This is a genomic window from Blastomonas sp. AAP25, from assembly GCF_001295965.1.
Taxonomy (GTDB): Bacteria; Pseudomonadota; Alphaproteobacteria; order Sphingomonadales; family Sphingomonadaceae; genus Blastomonas; species Blastomonas fulva.
In genome coordinates, this window is sequence record NZ_LJHP01000011.1 from 45,416 (window position 1) to 69,528 (window position 24,113).

At 61.7% G+C, this 24,113-nt stretch carries 26 protein-coding genes and 1 tRNA gene; 11 read left to right on the forward strand and 16 right to left on the reverse strand.

Annotated elements, in window-relative coordinates; genetic code table 11:
* Positions 1-121 precede the first annotated feature (121 nt).
* Positions 122-211 (forward strand) — tRNA-Ser (locus IP68_RS10390).
* A gap of 149 nt (positions 212-360) precedes the next feature.
* Here IP68_RS10390 and IP68_RS10395 read toward each other — a convergent pair.
* The 13 genes from IP68_RS10395 to IP68_RS10455 form a co-directional block, all read right to left on the reverse strand.
* Entirely contained in the window at positions 361-822 is a 462-nt protein-coding gene (locus tag IP68_RS10395; protein ID WP_054134920.1) for a hypothetical protein, read from the reverse strand.
* 273 nt (positions 823-1,095) lie between these two features.
* The gene (locus IP68_RS10400; protein WP_156318038.1) at positions 1,096-3,240 is read right to left on the reverse strand and encodes a hypothetical protein; all 2,145 of its coding nucleotides are present in this window, start codon (positions 3,238-3,240) and stop codon (positions 1,096-1,098) included.
* Positions 3,233-3,922 (reverse strand): hypothetical protein, encoded by a 690-nt coding sequence (locus tag IP68_RS10405; protein WP_054134922.1) that lies wholly within the window; start codon positions 3,920-3,922, stop codon positions 3,233-3,235. The genes IP68_RS10400 and IP68_RS10405 overlap by 8 nt, the downstream gene beginning before the upstream one ends.
* Positions 3,923-4,126: 204 nt before the next feature.
* Positions 4,127-5,236, reverse strand: a complete 1,110-nt coding sequence (locus tag IP68_RS10410) for a phage major capsid protein (protein WP_054134923.1) — start codon at positions 5,234-5,236, stop codon at positions 4,127-4,129.
* A 2-nt stretch (positions 5,237-5,238) separates the two neighbouring features.
* Complete coding sequence (locus IP68_RS10415; RefSeq protein WP_197275776.1) at positions 5,239-5,838, reverse strand: HK97 family phage prohead protease; 600 nt, start codon at positions 5,836-5,838, stop codon at positions 5,239-5,241.
* Between the two features lie 171 nt (positions 5,839-6,009).
* A complete protein-coding gene (locus IP68_RS10420; RefSeq protein WP_054134925.1) occupies positions 6,010-6,240 on the reverse strand; it encodes a hypothetical protein in 231 nt (76 codons plus the stop codon).
* 209 nt (positions 6,241-6,449) lie between these two features.
* On the reverse strand, positions 6,450-6,758 hold the full coding sequence (locus IP68_RS10425) for an HNH endonuclease (protein ID WP_054134926.1): 309 nt from the start codon (positions 6,756-6,758) through the stop codon (positions 6,450-6,452).
* The gene (locus IP68_RS10430; protein WP_054134927.1) at positions 6,755-7,822 is read right to left on the reverse strand and encodes an AAA family ATPase; all 1,068 of its coding nucleotides are present in this window, start codon (positions 7,820-7,822) and stop codon (positions 6,755-6,757) included. Before IP68_RS10430 ends, IP68_RS10425 begins: the two co-directional genes overlap by 4 nt.
* A complete protein-coding gene (locus IP68_RS10435) occupies positions 7,819-8,133 on the reverse strand; it encodes a hypothetical protein (RefSeq protein WP_054134928.1) in 315 nt (104 codons plus the stop codon). Before IP68_RS10435 ends, IP68_RS10430 begins: the two co-directional genes overlap by 4 nt.
* Complete coding sequence (locus IP68_RS10440) at positions 8,130-8,327, reverse strand: hypothetical protein (RefSeq protein WP_054134929.1); 198 nt, start codon at positions 8,325-8,327, stop codon at positions 8,130-8,132. The genes IP68_RS10435 and IP68_RS10440 overlap by 4 nt, the downstream gene beginning before the upstream one ends.
* Positions 8,327-8,530 (reverse strand): AlpA family transcriptional regulator, encoded by a 204-nt coding sequence (locus tag IP68_RS10445; protein WP_054134930.1) that lies wholly within the window; start codon positions 8,528-8,530, stop codon positions 8,327-8,329. Before IP68_RS10445 ends, IP68_RS10440 begins: the two co-directional genes overlap by 1 nt.
* 74 nt (positions 8,531-8,604) lie before the next feature.
* Positions 8,605-9,081 carry a hypothetical protein gene (locus IP68_RS10450; protein ID WP_054134931.1) on the reverse strand — a complete coding sequence of 159 codons (477 nt, stop codon included), beginning with the start codon at positions 9,079-9,081 and terminating at the stop codon, positions 8,605-8,607.
* On the reverse strand, positions 9,078-10,256 hold the full coding sequence (locus IP68_RS10455; protein ID WP_054134932.1) for a site-specific integrase: 1,179 nt from the start codon (positions 10,254-10,256) through the stop codon (positions 9,078-9,080). The genes IP68_RS10450 and IP68_RS10455 overlap by 4 nt, the downstream gene beginning before the upstream one ends.
* Before the next feature lie 733 nt (positions 10,257-10,989).
* On the opposite strand from IP68_RS10455, the gene IP68_RS10460 reads away from it, so the two are divergent.
* The 10 genes from IP68_RS10460 to IP68_RS10505 all read left to right on the forward strand — a co-directional run bounded on the left by IP68_RS10460 (position 10,990) and on the right by IP68_RS10505 (position 23,449).
* The gene (locus IP68_RS10460; RefSeq protein ID WP_231683915.1) at positions 10,990-11,388 is read left to right on the forward strand and encodes a curli assembly protein CsgF; all 399 of its coding nucleotides are present in this window, start codon (positions 10,990-10,992) and stop codon (positions 11,386-11,388) included.
* A gap of 41 nt (positions 11,389-11,429) precedes the next feature.
* Entirely contained in the window at positions 11,430-12,380 is a 951-nt protein-coding gene (locus IP68_RS10465) for a CsgG/HfaB family protein (RefSeq protein WP_054134997.1), read from the forward strand.
* Positions 12,381-12,675: 295 nt separating this feature from the next.
* Positions 12,676-14,925, forward strand: coding sequence for a hypothetical protein (locus IP68_RS10470; RefSeq protein WP_054134934.1), 2,250 nt, complete (start codon positions 12,676-12,678; stop codon positions 14,923-14,925).
* Between the two features lie 66 nt (positions 14,926-14,991).
* On the forward strand, positions 14,992-17,667 hold the full coding sequence (locus tag IP68_RS10475) for a hypothetical protein (RefSeq protein WP_054134935.1): 2,676 nt from the start codon (positions 14,992-14,994) through the stop codon (positions 17,665-17,667).
* Between the two features lie 70 nt (positions 17,668-17,737).
* Positions 17,738-19,411 (forward strand): hypothetical protein, encoded by a 1,674-nt coding sequence (locus IP68_RS10480; RefSeq protein ID WP_054134936.1) that lies wholly within the window; start codon positions 17,738-17,740, stop codon positions 19,409-19,411.
* Between the two features lie 78 nt (positions 19,412-19,489).
* Positions 19,490-20,185 carry a hypothetical protein gene (locus IP68_RS10485; protein ID WP_082382285.1) on the forward strand — a complete coding sequence of 232 codons (696 nt, stop codon included), beginning with the start codon at positions 19,490-19,492 and terminating at the stop codon, positions 20,183-20,185.
* Positions 20,186-20,370: 185 nt separating this feature from the next.
* Positions 20,371-20,931, forward strand: a complete 561-nt coding sequence (locus IP68_RS10490; RefSeq protein ID WP_156318040.1) for a hypothetical protein — start codon at positions 20,371-20,373, stop codon at positions 20,929-20,931.
* Between the two features lie 19 nt (positions 20,932-20,950).
* Positions 20,951-21,316: a hypothetical protein gene (locus IP68_RS10495; protein ID WP_156318042.1), complete on the forward strand. Its 366-nt coding sequence runs from the start codon at positions 20,951-20,953 to the stop codon at positions 21,314-21,316.
* 10 nt (positions 21,317-21,326) lie between these two features.
* Positions 21,327-22,406 (forward strand): hypothetical protein, encoded by a 1,080-nt coding sequence (locus tag IP68_RS10500; protein ID WP_054134940.1) that lies wholly within the window; start codon positions 21,327-21,329, stop codon positions 22,404-22,406.
* 143 nt (positions 22,407-22,549) lie between these two features.
* Positions 22,550-23,449, forward strand: coding sequence for a haloalkane dehalogenase (locus tag IP68_RS10505; protein ID WP_054134941.1), 900 nt, complete (start codon positions 22,550-22,552; stop codon positions 23,447-23,449).
* Between the two features lie 11 nt (positions 23,450-23,460).
* Here IP68_RS10505 and IP68_RS10510 read toward each other — a convergent pair whose 3' ends face one another.
* Genes IP68_RS10510 through IP68_RS10520 form a run of 3 tightly spaced genes read right to left on the reverse strand, consistent with a single transcriptional unit; the run spans position 23,461 to position 24,109 of the window.
* Positions 23,461-23,664 carry a hypothetical protein gene (locus IP68_RS10510; protein ID WP_054134942.1) on the reverse strand — a complete coding sequence of 68 codons (204 nt, stop codon included), beginning with the start codon at positions 23,662-23,664 and terminating at the stop codon, positions 23,461-23,463.
* Positions 23,664-23,843 (reverse strand): DUF4169 family protein, encoded by a 180-nt coding sequence (locus tag IP68_RS10515; protein ID WP_054134943.1) that lies wholly within the window; start codon positions 23,841-23,843, stop codon positions 23,664-23,666. Before IP68_RS10515 ends, IP68_RS10510 begins: the two co-directional genes overlap by 1 nt.
* Positions 23,844-23,845: 2 nt before the next feature.
* A complete protein-coding gene (locus IP68_RS10520) occupies positions 23,846-24,109 on the reverse strand; it encodes a hypothetical protein (protein WP_054134944.1) in 264 nt (87 codons plus the stop codon).
* Positions 24,110-24,113: the final 4 nt, after the last annotated feature.

A 24,113-nucleotide genomic window follows, 5' to 3' on the forward strand; every position in this document is an offset into this window, starting at 1 on the left:
GGACGTCCGCTCCTGCGCCCGGCCCGTCCAAGTTTCGCTTTTCAGATTACCCCGCCTTCGCTAGGAAACCGCCCGCACCGCCGGGGAGACACATGCTCTCCTTTCGGCAAAGGGTGCCGCGGGAAGAGTGTCCGAGTGGTTTAAGGAACCGGTCTTGAAAACCGGCGAGGGTGCAAGCTCTCCGTGGGTTCGAATCCCACCTCTTCCGCCATCCCCCTATATTTTTCAATGCTTTAGATGCCTTTTTGGGGCTTGACATAGCATTTGCCATAACCGGAATATTCCTGGAACCAGGCACGAAAAAGCCGCAAGGATTGGCGTCCCTGCGGCTTTTCGGCAGATAGCGGCAACTGGCTTGTGTCAGGCTGCCGCCTTCAGTCCAATCACCGACGGGTCGGAAGGGCCCATAAGCCTGTCCATGTCGAGCATCATCTGCGCAAGGTATTCTGGCGTGTATGTGGCATCAGACGTGCGATCAAGCTTCCAGCGCAGGGCGGCTAGGTCAGGTGCGGGAGCCGCCATCAGAGCATCCTCTGCATCGCTAAACAGAGCACAGAGGGTTTCCGAGTTGTCGTAAACCTGTTGAGGCACCTCATAGATCGAGTTCGCGGCGAGCAATTCCTGCTCGAGCCGGTAAAGTGGCTTGCCAGGCGCCACCTTTGCTTGGAGATTATGCTTGGCAATGAACGCACGCTGCAGCTCGCACAAAGGATCCATCGCGGCCCAGTATTCCTCATAGGCACGCTTTGTTTCGATCATCTGGGCAAAGGCAGCATCCCATTTGGCGCGCATGGATTCGGTGCTATTGGCTTCAGTAGTCATGGCTGATTTCCTCGTAATCGGTTGTGATGAGAGCCGATGCATGGGGACGAACCTTGCATCGGCTCGCCTTTTCCAATATCGGTAATTCATGAATGACGCAATAAACAATATTGGAAAATCGGTCAGGGGTCGCCCGCGCACCGATAGCACGCCGGTTATGGTGCGCCTGCAGCCGGACCATATCGCGGCCCTCGACCAATGGATTTCCGCGCAGCCTGATGCGCCGTCACGGCCTGAAGCAGTGCGGCGCATTCTGGCAACATACCTCGTCGCCTAGCCCAGCGACCGACCATTGGCCCGGGTGATCTGCCGGATCGCACCCTGCGCGCCCATGGCAGCGATGCCCGGCGCCGCCGACGTCACCACGCGCCCGCTGATCTGCTCCACGATGACGTCGAACATATCGCCCTTCACCACCTTAACCTGCATGCCGCCACCGCCGCCAAGCTGGTCGTTGGGGATGATGCGGCCCGCGCGTTGCGAAGTGAAAAGCTCAGGCCCACGCTCGCCCACCATGTAGGTTTCGGCTGACCGGACAGGCCCGCCTAGCGCGCGAAAGCCTGCCAGCCGGAATTGATCGCCTATGCCCGGTGTGGTCGGCGATGGTGATGGCGTGCGAAATCCGCCCTTGATGCCAGCAATGGCCCCGCTGACGCTGCCGATAATATTCGCGATGCCACCGATGATGCCGACAATATCACCGCGCTTCAGGCTATCGGCAAAGCCCTTCAGGGACGATTCCATTGCGCCCAGGCTGTTCGCCAGGTTGGCAGCCATGTCCTGAAACACCCGCTCGAAAGGCTCGGCCATCTCCTTCTTCGCAACCTCGGGGATCTCGAGAAGCTCACCATAGACGCGCGGGATCGCGTCAGGATCGATCGGCAGAACCTCGATCGTGTCCGGGTCGTTCGCCTGGATCTGCGACATTGTCTGCGCATGCTCTCGCCGCAGCCTGCGCATCGCCTCGGCATAGGCTTCTGCTGATATCTTGCCCTGCCGCGCAGCTTCGGCCAGCGCGTCGCTATCGCGCTGGAAATCCAGCGTCGCGCGGCTTTCGGGAAATAGCCGGTCAAGCACTCCCTGCACCCGACTGGCCATGCTCTCAAAGGCTTGCGCCGCGCGATCGGTGGCGGTCGCCGCAGGCTTGACCATCGCGTTCTCGAGCCGCGCCATGTGGATCGCAATGCCGTCGACCATGTCAGGAATATAGCTGTTGCCGACCACGGCATCATAGAGGCCGTAGAAATAGCCCTTCACCGCGTCGATACGCTTTTTGACACCATCCCAGATGGCATTGAGCTTATCCACCACCCAGGTTTTTACCGCGGTGTAGAGCCCGCGCAGAAACGGCTCGATCTTGTCCCAATGCTGATACGCCGCATAGACCAGCGCAGCGGCGCCAGCCAGCGCGGCCAGGATCGGCAAGAGCGGCAGGATGACAGGCGAGAATGCCACCAGCAGCGCCGGGACAGCCTGCAGGCCCACCGCCAGCTTGGCGAACACCGGAATCAGCGCGCCGACGCCCGACACCATGCCGCCCAGGCCCAGGATGACCGGGCCCAGCGCGACACCGATGCCACCGATCGCGACGCCCCATTTCAGCAAGTCGGGATTCGTCTTGGACAGCGACGATGCGAGTCCGGCGATGTTCTGCGTGATCGACACCACCGCGTCGAGCAAGCCGCTGTTGACGATCGCCACAGTCAGTTGCTGCAGCGCCTGGTCCATCTCGGCACTGGCGCGGGTGTAATCCTTGAAGCCCTTCATGTCGGATTCGGAAAGGACATTGGCCTTCTTGCCCAGCTCGTCGAATGCCGCGCCGTTGCGCTGCAGAAGCGGGACCAGCGCCGTCGCGTCGTTCGCAATGGCCTCGAGGTAGAACGTCATCTCGGCTTGGCTGACACCGGCCTTCTCGAGCGAATTGTAATAGAGCTGCAGCGCCTGCGGTCCCGACAGGTTGCGGAAAGCATCGGCAGTGATCCCGACCTTCGGCGCGATGTTCTCAAAAAAGTCTTTCATCTCGCCGCCGCCGGTCGCCATGAAGTCGCCGACCTTGTCGTTCACGTCCTTGTAGATGTCGCCCAGCTTGCCGGATTCGAACCCGACCGACTTTGCGGCGAACGCCAGGCGCTGGAAATCCTGCGCGCTGACATTGGCCATCTTGGACAGCTTCTCGAGCTCGGGGACAGATGCCGCGATATCCTTGGCAGACGACAGGATTGCACCACCCATGGCTGCGAGCGGCGCGCTGATCCCGATCGTGATGCCCTTGCCGATCTTGGCCATCTTGTCGGCGACGCCCTGCAGGCTTTTCGCCATGCCCGCCATGCGTCGCTCGGCCAGGCCCAGCCCCTTTTCAAAGGCTGCACTGTTCAGCCCCAAATCGATTCTCAGCGCGCCTATCTTTGCACTAGCCAAGGTGAATTCCCTTCAGTTCAGGATTACAACGCTGGCCCACCTTTTCGGGCCAGCGGATAACGGGTTCGCGATCGATGCCATCGGCTGTCACAGTCCACAGTTCGCCCTCGCCGCCGACCATGCACCCGATGCCTTTGACGAATGCCGCGGCGCCGTGCCGCTGCGCCTCGAGGATCTGCGCCGCCATCTGGTCGGCGCTGCCGGACCAGTGGGGCGGGATGACGGCAGCCAGGTCGACAGCCGGGGCAATAAGCCCGTCATGCTCGAGCTGCTGGTATGGCGCCAAGTCGGGCAGCGACGGCACCGGGCAGCTTGAAATGGTGTAGAATCGCGGCCTGCGCTCGGTCTGGCAAAACACGGCGAGCCACAGCTGCGCATCGTTCAAGCCACCGGCCTGTCGCTCGGGTGCGATCACCGCCGCCTTGGTGCGGGCTGCCCGCAGCGCATCCGGCATTGCCTCGAGCAACGTGCGCTGGTTCGCCAGCTTGCCCAGCCTCGCCAGAAACGCCGCAATGTCCGCCTGCAGATCGGTCGAGCCCTGCAGCGCCATCACAACGCGCTGCCGTTGCCAGATCAGCACCTTCCGCCCGAACGAGTGAATCGTCCCGTCCAGATTGAAGCGCGCGGAATCGGTCGCCAGATATGCCGCCGACGCGCTCTTGAAGGTTACGATTGCCGTCATGGAAAACCCCTATGGCTGAAACTTGCGCCGCGATCGGCACGTGCGGGCCGGGGATCAATGTCGCCACGCTGGCGATCGCCCCGACAATTCGTAGAACCTTGCTCAGACAACCCTCCTATGGCTGCATAGGGTGGCCGCGCTGCCGGGGGCGACAGCGCGGCCTGGGCTGGGCGGGCCCCGAAAATGACACCGCCCAGCCTATTCTTATGCTTCGGTCGCTGCGGTCAGGCCGGTCGTGAAATCGCCGGTCACGAGCGCCTGGGGAAGTTTGGCGGCAAAGCCAATGCGTTCTTCACAGAGCACCGCGATAAGGTTACGAGTAAAGAAATCCGCATGCTCGCTGCTGATCTCAACCCTCGCTTCCCAGCGATCATACAGGGTCTGCGCACCGAATCCGCCGACCAGGAAGTTGTCGACCGTCATTGCCTGCGTCGGCACCACAGGGATCCCGAACAGGTTGGGCGGGACATTGGCCGCGGGGTCGCCCAGGATATACCGGCCGTCGGCGTCCTTGGTCGTGCGCATCTTCCACCAATCGGTAGGGTGAACGACGATCCCGGTCGGGGAAACCTCGCTCAGCGCGGCCTGGTGGATTGCAGCGGCGATAACGTCGATGAAAGTCGGCTCGGCGAACAGCAGGACAGGATCGAATTCCGTCGCCTGCGGGACCATGCCCTCGAGGTTCTGGCCAGTGCCGTCGCCGAACAGCAACTGCTGCTCTTCCTTGATCGCCAGCCCGTAGAGCATTTCAACATCGATGATGCCCTGCAGCTGCGGCGCATCGTCCAGCACCTGCCGCGATGCGGGGATGAAATGCGCGATGGTGCGGATCGGCGCGGTCGCCAGTTCCATCACCATCGCCGATTCAGGCTTCAGCGCTCCCTCGGCAACCGGCGCGGCCGCGGTCGGGCGCGCGGTCATCTTGGGATATTCCACGCTGCCGCTGGTGACGCGCACCACGTTCAACAGATCGCGGATGGTCAGCCGGCGCTGGGGCATGCCCACCGCCATGTCGCGCGCGGGGACGATCAGGCTGCCGCCGCTATCGGCTGCGCTGGTGATCGTGGTTTTCATCTGCATCGAAATGCGGCCCCGCTCGCTGGCGATCAGCGCCAGGTCGGCAGCCTTGGTGTCGATGAAGTTGTGACCCCAGCTGCCGCGCTGTTCGTCAGCCCAGCCACCGCCGCCGCGTCCCATGGTCGCCATCTTCTGCTCGAGCTCGTTCAGGCGCGCGATTGCTTCCTGGGCGGTCATATCGGACTTTTCCAGGCGCTGCTCGACAGCGTCGGTGAAGTCTTTGGTCAGCATATTCATATTCAGAGTCCTTTCAAAATGCGTGCGGCAGATTCCCTCAGCAGAGCCGCCGCGTGCGCTTCTGCTTCGTCTTCGTCGTTGCTCTCGTTGATGTTGCGCCATGCCCCGGCGGCGCCTGCCTTGGCCTTGCGACTGGACAGCCCAGCCTCGCGGAAAAGGTGTTCGATATCGCGCGGCCCGACGATCGACTTGATCGCCGACACCCGCGCGTTGTCGTTCATGGGGACAGTGACCAGCGACGCCTCGAACAGTTCGGCTGCGTCGATGACGCGCGCGCCCTTGTCGTATTTGGGTGAGCCGGTAGGTTTCCAGCCGATGCTGATACCGGTCAGCGCGCCGGACTTGGCCAGCGCGTGCGCTTCCTGCGCGTCGCGGGTTTCCAGTGTCAGATTGCCCTTAACCCAGAGCCCCTCGGGCCGCTCCTGCCATTCCTTCCACGCGCCAACGGGCCGCGTAAGATCGTGGTGCAGCAGCATCGGCAACGGACGGCTGCCGCGCTGCGCCAAAGTCTTTGCCAGGCTGCCGAACAGCATCTTGTCGCCGCCGTGGTCGACATTGCCATAGCCCGCCGCAATGCCTTCAATCTGGCCTGCGTCGTTCAACTGTTTGATTTCAAATGGGGAAGCCGCGTATTCCATGGGCGCACCTTAGCTGTTGTGGGAATTGATCCCGTTTCAGCCATCGGCGCGCATCTCACGCGGGGTGATGGGTGTTTCCCGCGCATCGCGCGCGTTCAACGGGACGTTGGTATCAGATATTTCAATGGGTTGCAATCATCCCGCGCCGCCAAACTCGCGATTGACCAGAATTGCCTGCTTGGCGAACCAAGGGGCAGCAGCCTGCTTGCCGAACCTGGTGGCGATCAGGTCGGCAGCCGCTGCGCTTATGCCAGCCAGGATGACGCGGCTGTCCATGCCCTCCATGATCAGCCGGTTCGTCACCTCGACAAACTCGTGATGCGCCAGCGTGGCGTGGGCTTCTTGCTCGGGAGTCGGGTTGTTCATGGTCAGATCCTTTCTTGCGAGCCTCGCGCGCGCGCGCGGGGGAAAAACTTTGAGTTACGGTTTGAACGAAGTCCCACACCGGTCCGCAGGCATGGCAGGCTGTATGGTTTCGATCCCCGCCCGGCCCTGAAGTCTGAAGTGTGGACGCGGCTCGATCAGGTCACACCGGTCCGCCGGACGCGTTGCCAGATGGTTTTGACTGCGCCCCGTCATTCGACCGGCCAACCATCCAGCCCGATCGTCGGCTTGCGCTTGATCGGCTTGCCGCGGTCCTTCGCATCCTTCTCGGCAGCACAGTCTCGGCAAAGCAGCTGGTAATTGCTGCGATCGCCAGTGCCGCCCTTGGCCAATGGCACGATGTGGTCCGCCACCTGCCCAGCTGTGACGCGGGGTGGGCTCTTGCGCCGGCATTCCTCGCATAGGATGACCGTGCGCATCAGGTGCACACGCATCCGATCATGGTCCCGACCATAGCCGCGCTGCTGCCTGGTCTTGCCGCCGTGGTCCCAGCCGCTCACGACTGCACCTCGCGATAATCACCCTGATCTATATCTGCTGTCCCAAGTGTCCCAATGTCCCAAGCGTTAGCGGTGAAGGGGTCATCTGGGACGATGGGACCGATGGGACAGGTATATAGACCACGGCCCGATTTCTCGACTTCGCCCGCGTGTGCCATGCGTGCCAGGGTCTTGCGGATCGCATCATAAGGCTTGCCGATCAGGTCTGAAATATCTCGTGCATTCATGGGGTTGGCTGCGTTCTTAAGGCAATCCAGGATGGTCTGCCGTTCGCAGGTGCGGGCAACCTCGTGCGCCGCGCCGACCACGCGCCATGTCCCATTGTCCCGATTGAACTCGAGGGCTGTCTCAATTTCTTCAATGTCTCGGCCGCGGCCATACAATGTGACACGTCCGCCCGGACCTGTCCCAATGTCCCGTTTGAGCACCAGCACGCTATCTGCGGCGCCGGTGAGCCCGCGCGTTCCTGATACGCTATCGAACGGGTCGTCGGCTTCCATCTTGCGGGTGTGGTGTACGATGACCACTGCCAGGCCGTGACGCCCTGCCAGCCCCTGCAGGCCGGTCAGTGCGCGATAGTCAGCCTCATAGGCGGATTCACCGTTCTTGGCCGCGCCGCGCACCTTGGTCAGAACGTCGACCACGATCAGCATGGGGCGCTCGGCGCTTGCCACCCATGCCTCGAGCTGATCGATCGCGCCTTCGTCCATGGTTGGCCAATCGGTCATGAACGTCAGCCGCTCGGGATTGCCCTGGTTCATGTGCAGCAGGCGCTTTTTCAGGCGCCGCTCGTTATCCTCGAGCGCCAGGTAAAGGACGTCACCGTATTCGCTGGCGATCGAACCAAATGCCGGACGCCCACCAGCGACGGCCAAGGCGATGCCCAGCGCCATCCAGCTCTTGCCGATCTTCGGCGCGCCGGCGAGCAGGCTTGCGCCTTCTGCGATATACCCGGGGACGATGTAGCGGATCGGGTTGAAACGCTTGGCGACCAGTGCCGCCGCGCTCACTCCATTCAGGTACAGCGGGGGCTTTTCCGCCTTTGGTGCGGTGCGACCGGTCATAGCGGCGTCACCGGGTCATTCAGAGCCGCAGCGCGCATCGCTGCCGACACAAGGTTACGGCTCAGGCGGGTTGCTTCCTCGAGCCGGTCGACGCTCTCATCGCGGCGAAAGACGAACATGCTGGCGACGTCGTGCGCAAGCTTCGCACACTCGGCAGCCAGCCAGCTATCGGTGCTGCCGCGCAAGGCTGCCGCGTGGTCGATTGCGCGCAACAGGGTGACACGGTGCGCAAGTTCTGCGCCCTCGGCATCGGGGAAATGGGCGCGGACGCGTTCTGCCAGGCCGTGATCGTTGGGGGTGTGCATGTTCATGCCGCACCGCCAAACGCCAGCGCGGCCAAGGTCATCGCCAATTCGGGGCGGACATTGCGGTTCGCAATCAGGTGCAGGGCGCGAAGCTGGTTCACGCTGGCCGGTTGCGCAGTCGGGGTGGATTTGGTAGATGGGGCGCGTTCATTGCCTGCCAGCAGAACAGCGCCACCCTCGCCCGGGTGGCGTTTCTGCATCAGGCTGCCTCCCGCCCCCGATCGGCAATTCGCGCAGCGATCCAGGCGTTCACTTCATCGCGGACGAAGGCGACCCGCTTTTCGCTCAGCGTGACGGCACGCGGGAATTCGCCACGCGAACGCAGCTTGAAGATCGATGTGCGCGACAGGCTGGTAACCTGCGCGGCTTCGTTCAGGCTCATCAGTTGGGGACTATTGGACATGGGACACTCCGTCTTTGGTGTTGTCCCGGTCCTTGTCGTTTATTGCGGACTCCGTTTCGCAGGGAACATTTGCTTTAGATTTTCCCCCCGTCCTTCTCGATGGTCACGCCATATCGAGCCGCCTTCATCCTGAGGAACATCACCACGTTGTCGGCGATGCCGTCGATGAAATATCGGCGGTATCGCTTGTCAGCTTCGTGCACGATATCTTCTGTGACGCCCGGAAGCTTCATTGCCTCGGCCTTCCCGCGCTGAACAGAACCCTTCTGTTTGGTCATACGATGCTGGTGCACCAAGGCGGCAATCTCCCAATCCCGATCGAAGTCCCGGACCGTCCGCGGCCAATTCTGCCGCGCCGTAGCTGTTGCGGCAAATCGGGCCGATTTGCCCTCGAGCGCGGCTGCCAGTTCCTCAAGGTCGGCGAAGTATGCCGGGCGCGATAATTTTTCGCCTCGCTCCTTCTGATCGCGAAGGTCGCGCGCCTCCCACTTCTTCACAGCTTCAGCAATGTTTCGCAGTCTCGTCGCCCACATGATGCTGATATCGGTCATTTTCCGGTACTCCCCGCCAAATAGCTGCCCCAAGCGGCCATCAACTCGCGGCGCTTGTCGAACGCTGTCCCGCGTCGATATGCCGCCTCGGTTTTGTCGCTGACAGTGTGCGCCAGCGCCGCCTCGGCGACGTCGCGCGGGAATGTTGTCTGGTCGCCGCACCAGTCACGGAACGTCGAGCGCATGCCGTGCAACGTGGCAGCCTTGTCGGGGCTCGCCAATCGCAGCGCCTTGGTCATTGCGGTGTCGGATATCGGCCGGTTGTTCACGGCGCCAGCGAACACCAGCGCGCTGGTCGACCGCTGCCGCATCGCCTGAAGGATATCGATTGCGCGATCGGTCAGCGGGACGACGTGTTCCCGGTCAGCCTTCATGCGATCGGCCGGCACAGTCCATGTGCGCGCCTCAAAGTCGATTTCATCGAACGTCGCAAAGCGCGCTTCGCCGGATCTTGCCGCTGTCAGCATCAGGAATTCCACCGCGCGCGCAGCCGTGCCGACTGATTTGCGCAGCGCCTTGGCCATGGCGGGGGCATCGCGATAAGCCAGCGCCGCGTGATGGCCTCTCGAGGTTTTGCGCCGGGGCGGCATCACCTTATCGAGCAACCCTTGCCAGCGGGCCGGATTATGGGCGGTGCGCCAGCCGTGCGCGATGCCGTAGTCGATCACCGCCTGCACCCTTCCCCGGACCCTGTCAGCCGTGACGGGGCGGTCCTGCCAATGGGGCATCAGGCAAGCTTTCACGTCGCCGATAGCGATCTGGTCGATCGCCAGGTCGTGCAGCGGCTTGGCATAGTCCCGCAGGGTCATCAGCCATTGCGCGCGGTGCTTGTCGTTTTTCCAGCTGCCTTCTTTCGACGCTAGCAATTCGTCCATGCAGTGCTTGAACGTGATGACGCGCGCGGGCTTCTTGTCGCCTTGGGGATCGAACCCACGCGCCAGCTTGTCGCGGATGGCATCAGCCTTTTCGCGCGCCAGTGCCAGCGATACCGGCGCGGTCCCTTGCCCGTATCCGCCCAGCCCGATCTCGGTGCGACGCTTGTCGCGCCGGTAGATGAAAAACCATTGGCGGGAACCACCCTTGCGAACCCGCAGGAAAAGGCCGTCGCCATCGGAGTAAATCCCGGCCTGGTCGAGCCGCTTGATACCCGCCTCAGTTAGCTTGTGACGTGCCATTTCAATCCCCGTTGCCATAACCGCAATACGGGGATTGCTGTTTTTACGGGCAATTGCAAGGGGTTGGTTTCCCGAAAAACCCGCATAACCGGCGGACAGGCGGGCACCTCTTCCGCCAGGCACCGTTTGCCTCATGATAGCCGCCGGGCCGGTAATCCGGCTGGCGTCACCCCGTTCGCAAAATGCAACCATCCGCCTTGCTGCGTTCAAACGTCTGGAGGGCTTTTTCGGGCCTCGATATACTGCTTGCGACGGCACCGATCGCCGTGTTTATGGTTAACGCGGAGGGGCCCATCGTCTTGGCGCTCTGAAATCGGCATCCGCTGTGACAGCAACATGACAAAAGCTGTGTGTTTTCTGTGTCATATCCGGACAGAATGTAAAATCGGAGCCCCAACCGGGGCGGCTGGGCACTCCACTCGTCTGATCCAGAAACTCGGCTCATCGCCCCAGCCGGACAAGAAAATGGGAGAAATGCTGGGGCGGATGCCGGTCGGCTTGTTCGACCGTTGAGGGGGTCGGAGATATTCCCCTCAATTTGAATGATTTATATAGTGCGTTTGCACTATTTTACGTCCCCTTAAACCTCCTTAAGGTTGTCTTAACAAAATCGAGTCGCAAAAAAAAGATGATGCCAGCTGATGGGCGCAAAGCTCACGGGGCAAGCTGCAGGAGATTAATTGTGCACTCGGCTATAAGTGCGACCAGGGCCGCAGCAGCGGCCTTGTTGGGGGTGGTTTGGGCTTTTGTTCCGTTGGGCAGCACCGCGCATGCCCAGGACATTGTCTACCAGCCCATCAATCCAAGTTTCGGCGGCAATCCCTTCAACTCCAATCATCTGCTCGGCATTGCCAACGCACAGAATGATTTCACCAACCCTGCATCGAGCAGCAGCTCGTCGCAGGCGGATATCTTCGCCCGCCAGCTCCAGTCCCGGTTGCTCTCTGCGCTTTCCTCGCAGATCGTCACCGCCATCTTTGGTGACAACCCTCAGGAAAGCGGCACCATCAGCTTCGGTGGACAGACGGTCAATTTCATCCGTTCGCTGACCGAGGTTACGATCACCATCATCAATGACGATACCGGCGAAGAAACTGTCATCGTCGTGCCCACTTTCCTGGATGTTGACTGATCATGATGGGGCACAAGAGCACATGTCTGGCGGCACTGGCGATGACCGCCCTGGTTGCGGGATGCACCACGGTGGGTGGCAGTGGCAAGGCCGCCATCCCTGAAACGACCAGCTATGCTTATCTTCCCAACGCCACCCAGACCCAGCAGCTGCTGCGCGGCATTCCCGCGCCTTCGCGCCAGGTTGCCGTGGCGGTCTACAACTTCACCGACCAGACCGGCCAGTTCAAGCCCAGCGCCACCGGACAGACGCTTTCGCGTGCGGTGAGCCAGGGCGGCGCATCGGTGCTGGTCAAGGCGCTGCAGGACGTGGGCGATCGTTCGTGGTTCACCATCGTCGAGCGTGAGAACCTCAAGAACCTGCTCAACGAACGGCAGATCATCCGCGAAATGCGCGAGCGCTATCTTGGCGAGCGCGCGGTCAACCCCGATGCCCTGCCCGCGCTGCTGTTTGCAGGCGTGCTGCTCGAAGGCGGGGTGATCGGCTACGACACCAACACGCTGACCGGCGGCGCCGGCGCGGCGTTCCTGGGGATCGGCGCTCGCACCGAATATCGGCAGGACACCGTAACGGTTTATCTGCGTGCTGTGTCCGTGCGCACAGGCGAAGTCCTCACGACGGTTACTGCTTCGAAAACCATCGCCTCTCAATCGATGGGCGCAAGTGCCTTCAAATTTGTCGCGTTCCGCGAGTTGCTGGAAGCCGAAGCCGGTTTCACCACCAACGAGCCAGATCAGCTTGCGTTGCAGCAGGCCATCGAAAAGGCGGTCTATGCGCTGGTGATGGAAGGCGTCGAGCTGCGGCTGTGGGACTTTGCTGACCGCAATGCGGGCATGGCCAAGCTGCTGCAATATCAGCAGGAGCGCGACGGAAAGTTTACGCCGGGTCAGGTTCAGCGTGCCGAAGAGAAGGCGCGCAAGCTGACCCCCATGAAGGTAAAGGAAACCAGGAAAAACGGGGAAACGAACAAGGGGAATTCGGAGACGAATTAACGGTTTTTTCCTGATCGGACGGGCCAAAGGGACCGACGGTCGAAATTGCAAGGGTGCAAGGCCGATCTGATCGTTCAGACCGGTTCAAAACCCGAGGATCGCGGAAGAGAGCCGAAGCCGGTCAGGCGGTATTCGGCGATGCAACAAAAGCCTGACAAAACTCACGCACCGGAGGTGCAACTCCGGTGCGTGAGCGTGACAACAATGAGTGCGTGTGAAACAATCATGCTGACCCTGGAAGCAGTCTGCTTCCGGAGCAGCATGGTTATGACCCTTCGAAAGAGGATTATCAACCATGAAGACCTCCATTTACACCTCGGTCTCGGCGCTTGCGCTGATGATCGCAGCTCCCGCGGTAGCGCAGGACAACACCTCCACCGTCGACCAGCTCGGCACCGCGGCGAAGGCCACGGTCGTACAGTCGGGTTCGGGCAACAACTCGGATGTGGACCAGAACGGCAATGGCGCAGCGACCTTCGCTTCGGGCCCCAACGCCGGGCGCACGCTCGTCGCTGATGTCGATCAGACCGGCACCAACGGCGTCTCGACCGTCAACCAGCAGGGCAACCGCAGCAGCGCGACGCTCGACCAGGGCGGCAATGGCATGCGCTCGTCGATCATCCAGGGCAACTCCGCGACCGACAAGGGCAACACCGCCACTGTCATCCAGAACGGCACGGGCGGCGGCGTTGGCACCGGATCGTTCGTCACGCAGACCGGCAACGACGGCCAGGCCTATGTGAACCAGGGCGCAGCCACAAATGGCGCAGTGAGTACTGTCACCCAGATGGGCACCAACCAGCGTGCAAGCGTGTTCCAGCTCAGCGGCGCTGCGGACTCCAATGTCAGCCAGGCTGGCGGCGCAGCCAATGTGTTTGTATCGCAGGACGGCAGCAGCGAATCCGACATCATCCAGTCGGGCGGCAACAGCGAAGCGTCGGTCCGCCAGATTGGCGACGGCAACTCCTCGCTCGTCACGCAGACCGGCAACAATGCCGATGCTGGCGATCCGGACAACAACCTCACCAACTTCGACACCAATATCGGTGTGTCGCAGACCGGTGACGACAACACCTCGACCGTAACCCAGACCGGAAACGATCAGGTTGCTGACGTGATCCAGACCGGCAATCTCAACACCGCGTCGATCACCCAGGACGGCAATTTTGCCGACGCCAGCGTCACGCAGACCGGCAACAACAACATCGGCACTGTTATCCGTCAGGACGGCGATGGAACCGGCGACAACAATCCGCTAACCTCGCCTGTTACCCCGGCGGACAACGCCACGGCCGACATCACCCAGACCGGTGATTTCAACGATGCCTCGATCAGCCAGGCTGCCGTGCCTGTGGATGCGACGATCGTCCAGACCGGCGATGACAACGTGTCGACGATCACCCAGACTTCGACGTCGGCTGGCGCTCTTGCCACCAGCACTCAGACCAGCGACGACAACCTGTCGACGATCGTCCAGGCTTCGGATGCAACTGCTCTGGTTAGCCAGGGCGGCAACCAGTCGAACCCGGGACCGTTTGCCGGCCGTGCCAACAACGTGTCGGACGTGCAGCAGCAGGCCCTTGCCGGCGGTTCGTCGGCAACGGTTGACCAGGATGGCGTTCTGAACAAGTCCACGGTTACGCAGAACGCTGTGGACAGCACTGCGATCGTCGAACAGGACAACATCTTCAACACCTCGACGATCACCCAGACGGGTACCGGCGGCGCAGTTGCAGATGTCAGCCAGGGCGGCGGCTACGGGGACAACGTGTCCACCGTGACGCAGACCGTGGGTGCAACGGCAACCGTGATCCAGACCGGCCAGCCTTCGGTTGGCCCGGCATTCACCAACGTTTCCGACATCACGCAGTCGGGCGAAGGCGGTGAGGCTTCGGTCACGCAGAACGGTTCGAACAACGAATCCACCGTCGATCAGGCCGCTATCGATGGCCAGGCGACCGTCAATCAGGACGGCACGTTCCTGACGTCCTCGATCACGCAGGGAACGCCTGCAGCTGACGCCCGCGCCAACGTGACGCAGACCGGAACCGACAACGACTCGATCGTCTCGCAGCTGGCAGGTGCTTCGGGCGCCGAAGCTGACGTCACCCAGGGTGGTTCGGGCAACGACTCGACTGTCACCCAGTCGGCATCGACCAGCGCGTTTGTCGAGCAGATCGGCGATGGCAATGACTCGACTGTCACGCAGATGGGTGCGTCGGCAGCAGGCCTTCGGGCAGCTGCGGATGTCCAGCAGCTGGGCGATCTTGGCATCTCGCTGGTCGAACAGAATGGCGCAGGCAACTCTGCCACGTTGATCCAGACGTCTGCGTCTTCGGGCGAAGAGTCGGAAATCCTGCAGAGCGGCGATGCCAACACGGCGCTCGTCACCCAGGCAGGCACCGGCAACTTCTCGCTGGTCGACCAGACCGGCGACAACAACGCCGCAACCGTCAGCCAGTCGTCGAGCGACAACATCTCGAACGTGTTCCAGTCGGGCAACGGCAACTCTGCGGTCGTCACGCAGGGCGGTGGCGTGAACTGATTGTCTAACACGACCGGCGCCCCCGATCGTGGGGGCGCCGGTTTTTCCGGAAAAAAGGAATTTGTCATGAAGAAGTTACTGATGATCGGCGTTTCGTCGATCGCACTCTTCGCCGCACCGGCGATCGCGCAGAATAACACCTCTACCATCGATCAGGCTGGCAACAGCAACAGCGCGACGGTAGACCAGTCAGCGTCGAGCACGAGCTCTTCGTTGATCGAGCAGAATCTGCTCGATGGCGGCGCAGGCGGCACCAACGAGGCCACTGTCACTCAGACGGCTGCAGGCAACGAGTCGGAAGTGGCGCAGGACGGTGAAGACAACACCGCAACTGTGACGCAGGCCAATGGCGCAACCTCATCTGTCGGTCAGGACAGCTCCGGCGGTAGCAATCCGATCGTCGGAAATACTGCAACTGTCACGCAGGACGGCGAGAGCGAATCGACGGTCGCCCAGCTGGGTGAAAACAATGAGATGCTGGTCAACCAGACCGGTGACGGCAACACGTCTTACGCCGACCAGGGTGGTCCCCCTCCCGCAGCTGCCAACAAGACTGGCGACAGCGACGGCTTTGTGAGCGTGACCCAGACGGGTGAAGGAAACATTTCTGACCTTCGTCAGCGCGCCGACAATGCCAGCGCGACTGTTCTTCAGGACGGCAACGGCAACGACTCCGTGGTTTTCCAGGGCGCCACGACGAACAACCAGTTCGATGAAAACGGCGACAATGCCATTCTCGACGTCTCGCAGACCGGTGATTCCAACCAGTCCAACGTGCTGCAGGCAAATGACGATGTCACCGCAACTGTCACTCAAGACAGCTCGGGCGAATCCTCGGTTCTCGGCGTGTTCTCGAACACGTCCGATGTCCAGCAGCGGGCTCGCTTCGGCAACGCCGATGTCAGCCAGACCGGCCAGAGCAACGATTCGATCGTCCGTCAGTCCACCTCGGCGCGCAGCTCCGATGCCAATGTTGACCAGACCAACACCACCGGTTCGGGCTTGGTCAACAATTCCACAGTGCTGCAGAACGGCCTGCGTGGAGATGCTGACCTTACCCAGAATGGCGCAGGCAACACCTCGCTGATTACTCAGAACGGGGATGATGCGACGGCAGACGTCACCCAACTCGGCACGTCGAACTCCTCGACCGTGCTGCAGAATGCCGGTGGTGAAGCAACCGTTTTCCAGGACGGCAGCAACAACCAGTCATTTGTCACCCAAAATGCTGGTGCCACCGGTGCGGAAGCCGACGTTACCCAGACCGGAGCCGAGAACCTTTCGACGATTACCCAGTCAGCAGCTGCCAAGGCAACCGTGACTCAGGACGGAACCGAAGTTGGCTACAACCTGGCACCGCCGAACAACAATTCGACGGTTACTCAGACTGCCAATGGCGCCGAAGCCATTGTCGGCCAGACCGGCGAGCTTAATCTGTCGACGGTAACCCAGAATGCTGACGCACTCGCCGATGTTGAGCAGACTGGCGTTTACAACCGATCGACTGTGACTCAGAACGCAGGTGCCAATGGCGCTTCTGCAACTGTCATGCAGACCGGCGTACCCGCATTCGGAGGTCCCGGCCAGGGCCAGGGCGACAACCTTTCGACGATCGTGCAGAGTGGCGCGTCGTCTTCGGTCGCAGTGAACCAGACGGCCAACGTGCCCACCAACGGGTTCCCGTCGAATGACTCGTTCGTGTCGCAGAGCGGCGCGGACGCCTCTACGGAAGTGACGCAGACCGGCGACGGCAACGTTTCCGACGTTGTGCAGTCGGCAAACAATGCATCGGTGGACGTCACTCAGAGTGGACTGAACAACGTCTCGGACGTGACGCAGACCGGCTTCGGCGGCGGCTCTGTAGGCACGTTCGTGAATGTGACGCAGACCGGAACGGGCAACAATGCTCTGGTGGAGCAGGACAGCTCTGACCCGAGCCCGATTGCCAACACCGGCCAGCGCACCACGATCGTGCAGAATGGTACCGGCAACGACTCTGACGTTTTCCAGACTGGTGCAAACAGCATCGCTGTGAACAACCAGACTGGAACCGGCAACAACTCGGTGATCGACCAGAATGCCCGTACCAACCGTGCTGAAGTCGACCAGATCGGCAACAGCAATACCTCGAGCATCACGCAGAACGCCCTGGGCAACAACGCATTTGTCGATCAGCTGGGTACCTCCGGGACCTCGACGATCGTGCAGAATGGCACCAGCAACGTTGTGAATGATCAGGCTCAGGCTCCGACCGATCAGGGCGGTGCAGGCGTGCGGCAGCGCGTCGGCAGCCTGCGTGCTGCATCGACGATCACTCAGGACGGTCGCCAGGGCTTTGCCGAGGTGGATCAGGGAGGAACGGACAACACCTCGTTCATCACCCAGGGATCGAGCGGACTGAACGGTCAGTTCTTTGCCAACATCACTCAGATCGGCGACGAGAACACCTCCACGGTCAATCAGGGCATCACTGACGCCGACAATACCAACGACACGCTGACTGCAGTCGTTGATCAGACCGGCGACAACAATGACTCGCTGATCAACCAGTCCGGTGATCTCAACACTGCCAACGTCTTGCAGGCTGGGAACTTCAATGAGTCGACTGTGACCCAGGGTGGCTCCGGCAACACTGCGTCGGTGTTCCAGTACTCCGACTCGAACATCTCGACGGTCACGCAGAGCGGCACCAACAATGCTGCGACCGTGACCCAGGGTTCCGCACTGCCGCTGCCCAACTAAAACAATAGCAAAGACTGGCGTCCACCGCGTGGACGCCAGTCCAGCGACTACTCAATCAAGGATCAAGTCCATGAAAAAGCTTCTTCTCCTCAGCGCATCGTCGCTGGCACTCCTCACCGCGGTTCCCGCGATGGCCCAGAACAACACCTCGACCGTCACCCAGACCGGCCAGGACGGCGGCGCAACCGTCGGCCAGAGCGGCAGCAACGGCAAGTCGACCATCACCCAGGGTGGTGACACCAACAACGCCACGCTGACCCAGTCAGGCGATTTCAATGAATCGGAAATCGTTCAGGACAACGGTACCGGCAGCAGCGATGACAACAACACCGCCGAAGTCACCCAGTCGGGCGTCGACAACTTCTCGCGCGTCGTCCAGACCAACGACTTCTCGACCGCGACCGTTACGCAGTCGACCGGTGGCAACGACTCGCTGGTCACCCAGAGCGGCGATCTTGACGATGCCGACGTGAACCAGAGCGGCCTGGACAATGAGTCCACCGTCACCCAGTCGGGCAACCTGAACACCGCCGATGTCGACCAGAGCGGCGACAACAACGAATCGATCCTGACGCAGAGCAGCGGCCTGAACCAGGCCGTCGTCACGCAGACCGGCGAATTCAATGACTCGACGCTGGTCCAGACCGGTCTTGGCGCCAACGTCGCCAATGTCCTGCAGGAAGGCGACGACAACGATTCCGACATCATCCAGGGTGGTGCAGGCAATGGCGTGGGCAGCAGCACTGCAGCTGGCGTAGTCCAGCTGAGCACCGGCAACGATGCCACCGTGCGTCAGGCTGGCGGTCTGCATGAAGCGTTCATCGAGCAGAAGGGCGGCAACAACAACATCGCCTCGATCGATCAAGGCGCCAATGCCAGCTCCGACCACACCGCCGATGTTCGTCAGGACGGCTTCCAGAACACCGGAACCATCGTGCAGCGCGGCTTCAACGAAAACGCCGACATCATCCAGACCGGCGACGTGAACACCGCGACCGTCGATCAGGGTGGCGGCGTTGGTCGCAACCACAACGCTCTCGTCACTCAGGCAGGCAGCGACAACTCGGCCGTCATCGCACAGCGCGGTGAAGACCAGACTGCAACGATCACCCAGCCCGGCAGCGGCAACTCCGCCGAAGTCGATCAGGGTCGTGACCGCGGCGGCTTCCTCGGTGGACTGTTCGATACCGGCTTCGGTGAAAACCAGGTGGCAAGCATCACGCAGGGCGGCAACGACAACACCGCTCAGACCCTGCAGCGCGGTGAAAACCAGAGCGCGACGATCTCTCAGGTCGGATCGCTCAACGTTGGTGGCGGCGCCTTCGCTTTCGGCGCCCAGATCATCCAGGGTGGCGACACCGGCAGCGATAACGCCGCGTCGATCACTCAGATCTCCAACGCCAACCGCGCGCTGACCAACCAGCAGGGCACCAGCCTCTCGGCCAATGTCTCGCAGGGCGGCAATGGCTTCAACACCAGCACCGTGACGCAGACCGGCAATGGCGGCGCAGTGCTGCTCAACGCCAACGTCATCCAGAACGGTTCGGAAAACACTTCCAGCATCAACCAGGGTGGCAGCGACCAGACGGCCAACGTGACCCAGCTGGGCGAAGACAACCTGTCGCAGATCATCCAGACCGGATCGGGTCATGCGGCAAGCGTCACGCAGAACTCCAACTCGAACGAATCGTTTATCAACCAGGGCGGTACCAACCACATCGCCGTGGTTACCCAGGGTCTTTAAGACCTGACTAGCGGTCGTGATCCTGCTTCCGGTCTCCCGGGAGCAGGATCGCACCGACACTTTTCAAGGACAGGTTTCATGCGGACATCCATTTCAAAGCTGACACTGACCGCAGTGGCCTTTGTCATGTGCTCGCAAGTCGCATGGGCACAGGATCCCGCCGCCAACCCTTGCGCCGGCATCGTGACCGGCACCTGCAGCGCCAGCGCAGACCTGCAGCCTATCGAAATTGCCCGTCCCAATCCCGTCCGCACCAGCGCGTTCGTTACGCAGGTGGGCGATGAAAACCAGGCCAGCATCAGCCAGAGCTCGAGCAACCAGCTTGCCGATATCGCGCAGGACGGCGAGGCCAACATGGCCCGCGTCAATCAGACCGGCTCTGGCCTTGCCTATCTTGAACTCGACCAGACCGGCCTCCTCAACAGCGCTGTTATCGTGCAGGACGCCGAAGTCGGTGGCAGTAATATTGCGCTGATCGAACAGAACGGCGAAAACAATGCCATCCTTCTCGACCAATCTGCTACTTCAAGTGGCATGAACGGAACAATTCTTGCCCAGCACGGTTCGGGTAACCAGATGCAGCTACAGCAGACAGGGTCTGAAAACCGCGCCGAGTTGATCCAGACGGGTGACAACAACGCCATGACCGCAACCCAGAACGGAGCAGCCAACCAGTTGCGCTGGGTTCAGGACGGCACCGGCCTTTCCGATCTGCAGATCGTGCAGAGTGGCAACCAGGCAATCTCCATCGTGCAATCCAACGGGGGCAGTTGATGGCACAGCAGCTTTCAACCCGGATCGTGGATCGGTATGTTCCGAGCTTGCGGCAGTTGAAGCGCTTTACACTCTTGGTGCTGCTGGTGCTGTTTGCGGTCTGGTCGACTCAGTGGCTGCCTGGTGCTTCGGCGCAGGAGTCCGACGCGCCAGCATCTGCGCCCAAAGAAGACAAGGATCGCCGCATGGCGGTATCCAGTGATCAGGCGATGCCGTCCGATCGATCGCTTCAGGTCCCCGCGATTGGGGGCGTGCGCCCCGACAATGACGGCCTGACCGGAGCCATTCAGGTTCCCAGCCGCTCCACCCGCCCCTCCCCGCCCCCGCAGCTGAGCGCTCCAGGGCAGGATGCTGGCCAGCTTTCGCTGCAGAGGCTCGAGGGATCGGATGCGTGCGACGAAGAGCAAGGTTTGCAGAGCCCCGATATCTGCTCCAAGACGCTCGAAAGCCGCGCAGGAGAGTTTCCGGGAAGGACCCGGCCGCAGCTTTCGGCCGAACAGCGCCTGCTCGCGCAGCAATACACGGTGCCGACCTCGGTCGATGCCACCGATGGCGCGGCGCGGCGGCTAGCCGCAGGACGCAATGCAGAGCTGACCAATGACGATCTCGCGATCGCGGCGGTGGCGAGCGCGGGGCAAGGCGCAAGCCTGCCGCCGCAGGACGATGCCGAATCCCAGATTCCTGCCGAGGCGACCGACGCCATCGATGCTATCCTTGGAGTGGTCAATGCCCAGCCTCCCCGATAACTGGCCCTGGCTTGCTGCCATGACCGCTGCAGCGATGCACCCCGGCGCTGCCGGGGCCTCCCCCTCGATCGATGAGAGTGCCCCAGCCATGAGCAGCCTGCCGGATCAGCCGATCTCCCTCATCGTGGAAAAGGATGGACCGCTGGTCAGTGCCAGGGTGGTCGCCGCCGGGGCTTGCGCCTGTTCGGGGCACTTCCGGATCGAGTCTGAATCAGGCACATCTAACCGCACTGCGAACACAAGCTCGTTCAGCAATCTGAGCGATGCCGGCAGGGTGCTCAGCAACATCCGCTTTGGCGGATCCGACGATTGGCGCGTCAAGCTCATCGTCTCGATCGAGGGCCGCGACGAATACACAGTGGTTCGATCCTCGACGGACGGATGACGACGACCCGATGATTGTCATTTCCAACCAGTTCGACAAGCTGGACGAATATATTGCCGAAGCGGCCCTGGGGAATATCAGCTGGTCACAGTCGCTCAAGTCGATGAGCGAGATCGTCGGCGCCGAAGCCATGACCATGGATCTGATCCTGGGGGACGGCCAGTCGATCACATCCCTTGGAGCCTATGGCTTCGACCAGACGGTCGTCGATGCCTATGCCGAACACTATGCCCAGGTCGATCCGCGACTGGAATATGTCCAGGCCTATGGCAAGAACGGCGTCATCTTCGACGACGAAATCCAGCAATCGAGCCTGCAGGGTCACAACAGCGAATTCTGGTCGTGGCTGGAAACCGCCAATGCGCCACGCAATGCCGCGGTGCTGGTCCTGCCCTGTGTCGACAATGCCCGGATCGTCATGGCTGTGCACCGTGACAAGTCGAGCAGCAGCCAGAATGGACTGATGGGATTTTTCACGGAATTCTACCACAAGTTCAACATGGTGAACTCCATGCTGCGCATGGACATCCGCAACGGTGGCGCGACCGACCGGCCGTTTACGCCTTTGCGCAACATTGACTCGTTCCAGCTGTGCGTGGACGAAAACCTGATGGTGGTCGATGCCGGTGGCATGACGCGGTACCTGTTGGCGATGACGGGGCTGGCCAGGCTGGGCGACGAGGGCCAGTTGGGCGCACTGCCGGCCGACTTCCAGGCGGCGCTGATGAATGTCCTGCACAATCTGCCGCCGCACGATTCGACGCCCTTGGCACACAAGGGGGATCTGACCGATTCCGTTGTGCACATTTCGGCGGTGGTGGGAGAGGACTCGACCCGTTTGGCGAGCATCACCGTCACCTATGTCCGGCACCCTGCAGAACCCGAAAAGGTGTTCATGGGGGCATTCGGGCTGACCCGGCGCCAGGCCGAACTGCTCAAGTTCCTGCGGCACGTCTATTCGCTCGATGACGCAGCCAACCTGATGTCCATCAGCAAGAACACCGCGCGTGTGTTTCTGGCGCAGATCTTCGACCGAACCAAGATCCGCAACCGGATAGACCTGCTGCGGCTGGCCGACAGGTTCTCCTGACCCCAAGCCCGCAAGCGTGCAACCGCGGGAATGTGGTCGCCCGTCCTCCACGTTCAATGCAAGCCCCCGCGCAGACCCATTGTCCGCCCGCCAATCATATGTCATATGATATGCCATAACTTGGCGCGAATGCGGGAGATGACATGCGCGTTTTGAGAACGCCCGACAGCAGGTTTGCGGGGATCACCGATTTTCCGTTCGCGCCGCATTACGCGGAGATCGCCGACGCCGCCGATGGCACGCGCCTGCGAATCCACTATGTCGACGAAGGCCCGCGCGATGCGCCGGTGGTGCTGATGATGCATGGCGAGCCGAGCTGGAGCTATCTCTACCGCTTCATGATCGGCCCGGTGGCAGAAGCGGGGTTGCGCGTAGTTGCGCCCGACCTCATCGGTTTTGGCAAATCGGACAAGCCCGCGCTCAAGAGTGACTACAGCTATGCGCGGCATGTCGCCTGGATGCGGCGGTGGATCGAGAAGCTCGATCTCACCAACATCACTCTGGCATGCCAGGACTGGGGATCGCTGATCGGTCTTCGTCTGGTCGCCGAAATGCCCGGACGCTTCAACGGCGTGGTGCTGTCCAATGGCGGCCTGCCCGCAGGCCAGGATGCGCCGCGTGCCTTTGCGATCTGGCGCGCGTTTTCCAAATGGAGCCCGGTGTTTCCGATCGGCAAGATCATCGCCAAGGGCACCGCACGCACGCTGTCAGACGCCGAGATCGCAGCCTACGACGCCCCCTTCCCCGATGGCAGCTTCAAGGCAGGCGCGCGCATCTTCCCCAGCTTCGTGCCGCTGGGCCCCAATGTCGCAGTACCCGACCAGCTCAAGGCCTGGGAGATTCTCGACCGGTGGGAAAAGCCGTTCCTGTGCTGTTTCAGCGATCGCGATCCCATCACCCGTGGCGGCGACGCGCTGTTCGTCGGGCGCGTGCCGGGGACCGCCGGACAGAAGCATCGCCCGCTGAGCGGCGGTCACTTCATCCAGGAGGATGATCCGCAAGGGTTTGCCGACTGCATTCTCGAGGTCGCGCGCCAGGCCTGACCGGGCGCCGCTTACTCCTCGATCAGGTCGAGATAGGCGACGACGTCGTTATCTGTGGCGATGTACAGGCCTTCCTGAACCTCAGCGCTTTGCTGCGCGGCGATGTGCAGCGCCTCTGCAAGCGGGCCGTAAAACAGGCTGCTGGTTGCCCCGCCCTCGACGTCACCATCGAGCAGGTACAGCCGCACGCTGACGGAATCGGAGGTCGAGCGCATCAGTCCTTCTCCAGCCGCGCGCCGTCGAGTAGCCGTGCCGCGCGGTCGCTCTCGGCCGCGTTCGTGGTGCGCTCCGCCTTGGTCTGGCCAAACCTCGCGCGGTTTGCTGCGGCGGTGGTTTCGGCCTGCTTGCGCTTGTGCGCCTTGCGCGCCTGGCGTAGGTTGATAATCTCGGCCATGTTCAGGGTTTCTCCCCTGCCCGTTCCGACATTTGGATGAAGTCCCGCGCGAGATCGCGCTCCGAGCGGTCGGCAAAGGTCGCGTCGATGTCCGGGGCCTGGCTGAACATGAACAGCATGCACCAGATGGCGAAGCGCTCGCCCGGAACTGTCGACAGGCCCAGGTCGACCTGCATCCGCTCGATCGCCGCATCCACCGCCTGCGGGGCGATGGCGGCAGGATCGCGCGTCCCGAAATAGCGTTCCAGTTGATCTTCAAAGGTCATGACG

Bases quoted from the DNA above. Each gene is read 5' to 3' on its own strand.
- IP68_RS10395 (WP_054134920.1), bottom strand. From the start codon at position 822: ATGACTACTGAAGCCAATAGCACCGAATCCATGCGCGCCAAATGGGAT.
- IP68_RS10405 (WP_054134922.1), bottom strand. From the start codon at position 3,922: ATGACGGCAATCGTAACCTTCAAGAGCGCGTCGGCGGCATATCTGGCG.
- IP68_RS10410 (WP_054134923.1), bottom strand. From the start codon at position 5,236: ATGAATATGCTGACCAAAGACTTCACCGACGCTGTCGAGCAGCGCCTG.
- IP68_RS10420 (WP_054134925.1), bottom strand. From the start codon at position 6,240: ATGAACAACCCGACTCCCGAGCAAGAAGCCCACGCCACGCTGGCGCAT.
- IP68_RS10430 (WP_054134927.1), bottom strand. From the start codon at position 7,822: ATGACCGGTCGCACCGCACCAAAGGCGGAAAAGCCCCCGCTGTACCTG.
- IP68_RS10435 (WP_054134928.1), bottom strand. From the start codon at position 8,133: ATGAACATGCACACCCCCAACGATCACGGCCTGGCAGAACGCGTCCGC.
- IP68_RS10440 (WP_054134929.1), bottom strand. From the start codon at position 8,327: ATGCAGAAACGCCACCCGGGCGAGGGTGGCGCTGTTCTGCTGGCAGGC.
- IP68_RS10445 (WP_054134930.1), bottom strand. From the start codon at position 8,530: ATGTCCAATAGTCCCCAACTGATGAGCCTGAACGAAGCCGCGCAGGTT.
- IP68_RS10450 (WP_054134931.1), bottom strand. From the start codon at position 9,081: ATGACCGATATCAGCATCATGTGGGCGACGAGACTGCGAAACATTGCT.
- IP68_RS10455 (WP_054134932.1), bottom strand. From the start codon at position 10,256: ATGGCACGTCACAAGCTAACTGAGGCGGGTATCAAGCGGCTCGACCAG.
- IP68_RS10465 (WP_054134997.1), top strand. From the start codon at position 11,430: ATGACCGCCCTGGTTGCGGGATGCACCACGGTGGGTGGCAGTGGCAAG.
- IP68_RS10470 (WP_054134934.1), top strand. From the start codon at position 12,676: ATGAAGACCTCCATTTACACCTCGGTCTCGGCGCTTGCGCTGATGATC.
- IP68_RS10475 (WP_054134935.1), top strand. From the start codon at position 14,992: ATGAAGAAGTTACTGATGATCGGCGTTTCGTCGATCGCACTCTTCGCC.
- IP68_RS10480 (WP_054134936.1), top strand. From the start codon at position 17,738: ATGAAAAAGCTTCTTCTCCTCAGCGCATCGTCGCTGGCACTCCTCACC.
- IP68_RS10485 (WP_082382285.1), top strand. From the start codon at position 19,490: ATGCGGACATCCATTTCAAAGCTGACACTGACCGCAGTGGCCTTTGTC.
- IP68_RS10490 (WP_156318040.1), top strand. From the start codon at position 20,371: ATGGCGGTATCCAGTGATCAGGCGATGCCGTCCGATCGATCGCTTCAG.
- IP68_RS10495 (WP_156318042.1), top strand. From the start codon at position 20,951: ATGACCGCTGCAGCGATGCACCCCGGCGCTGCCGGGGCCTCCCCCTCG.
- IP68_RS10500 (WP_054134940.1), top strand. From the start codon at position 21,327: ATGATTGTCATTTCCAACCAGTTCGACAAGCTGGACGAATATATTGCC.
- IP68_RS10505 (WP_054134941.1), top strand. From the start codon at position 22,550: ATGCGCGTTTTGAGAACGCCCGACAGCAGGTTTGCGGGGATCACCGAT.
- IP68_RS10510 (WP_054134942.1), bottom strand. From the start codon at position 23,664: ATGCGCTCGACCTCCGATTCCGTCAGCGTGCGGCTGTACCTGCTCGAT.
- IP68_RS10515 (WP_054134943.1), bottom strand. From the start codon at position 23,843: ATGGCCGAGATTATCAACCTACGCCAGGCGCGCAAGGCGCACAAGCGC.
- IP68_RS10520 (WP_054134944.1), bottom strand. From the start codon at position 24,109: ATGACCTTTGAAGATCAACTGGAACGCTATTTCGGGACGCGCGATCCT.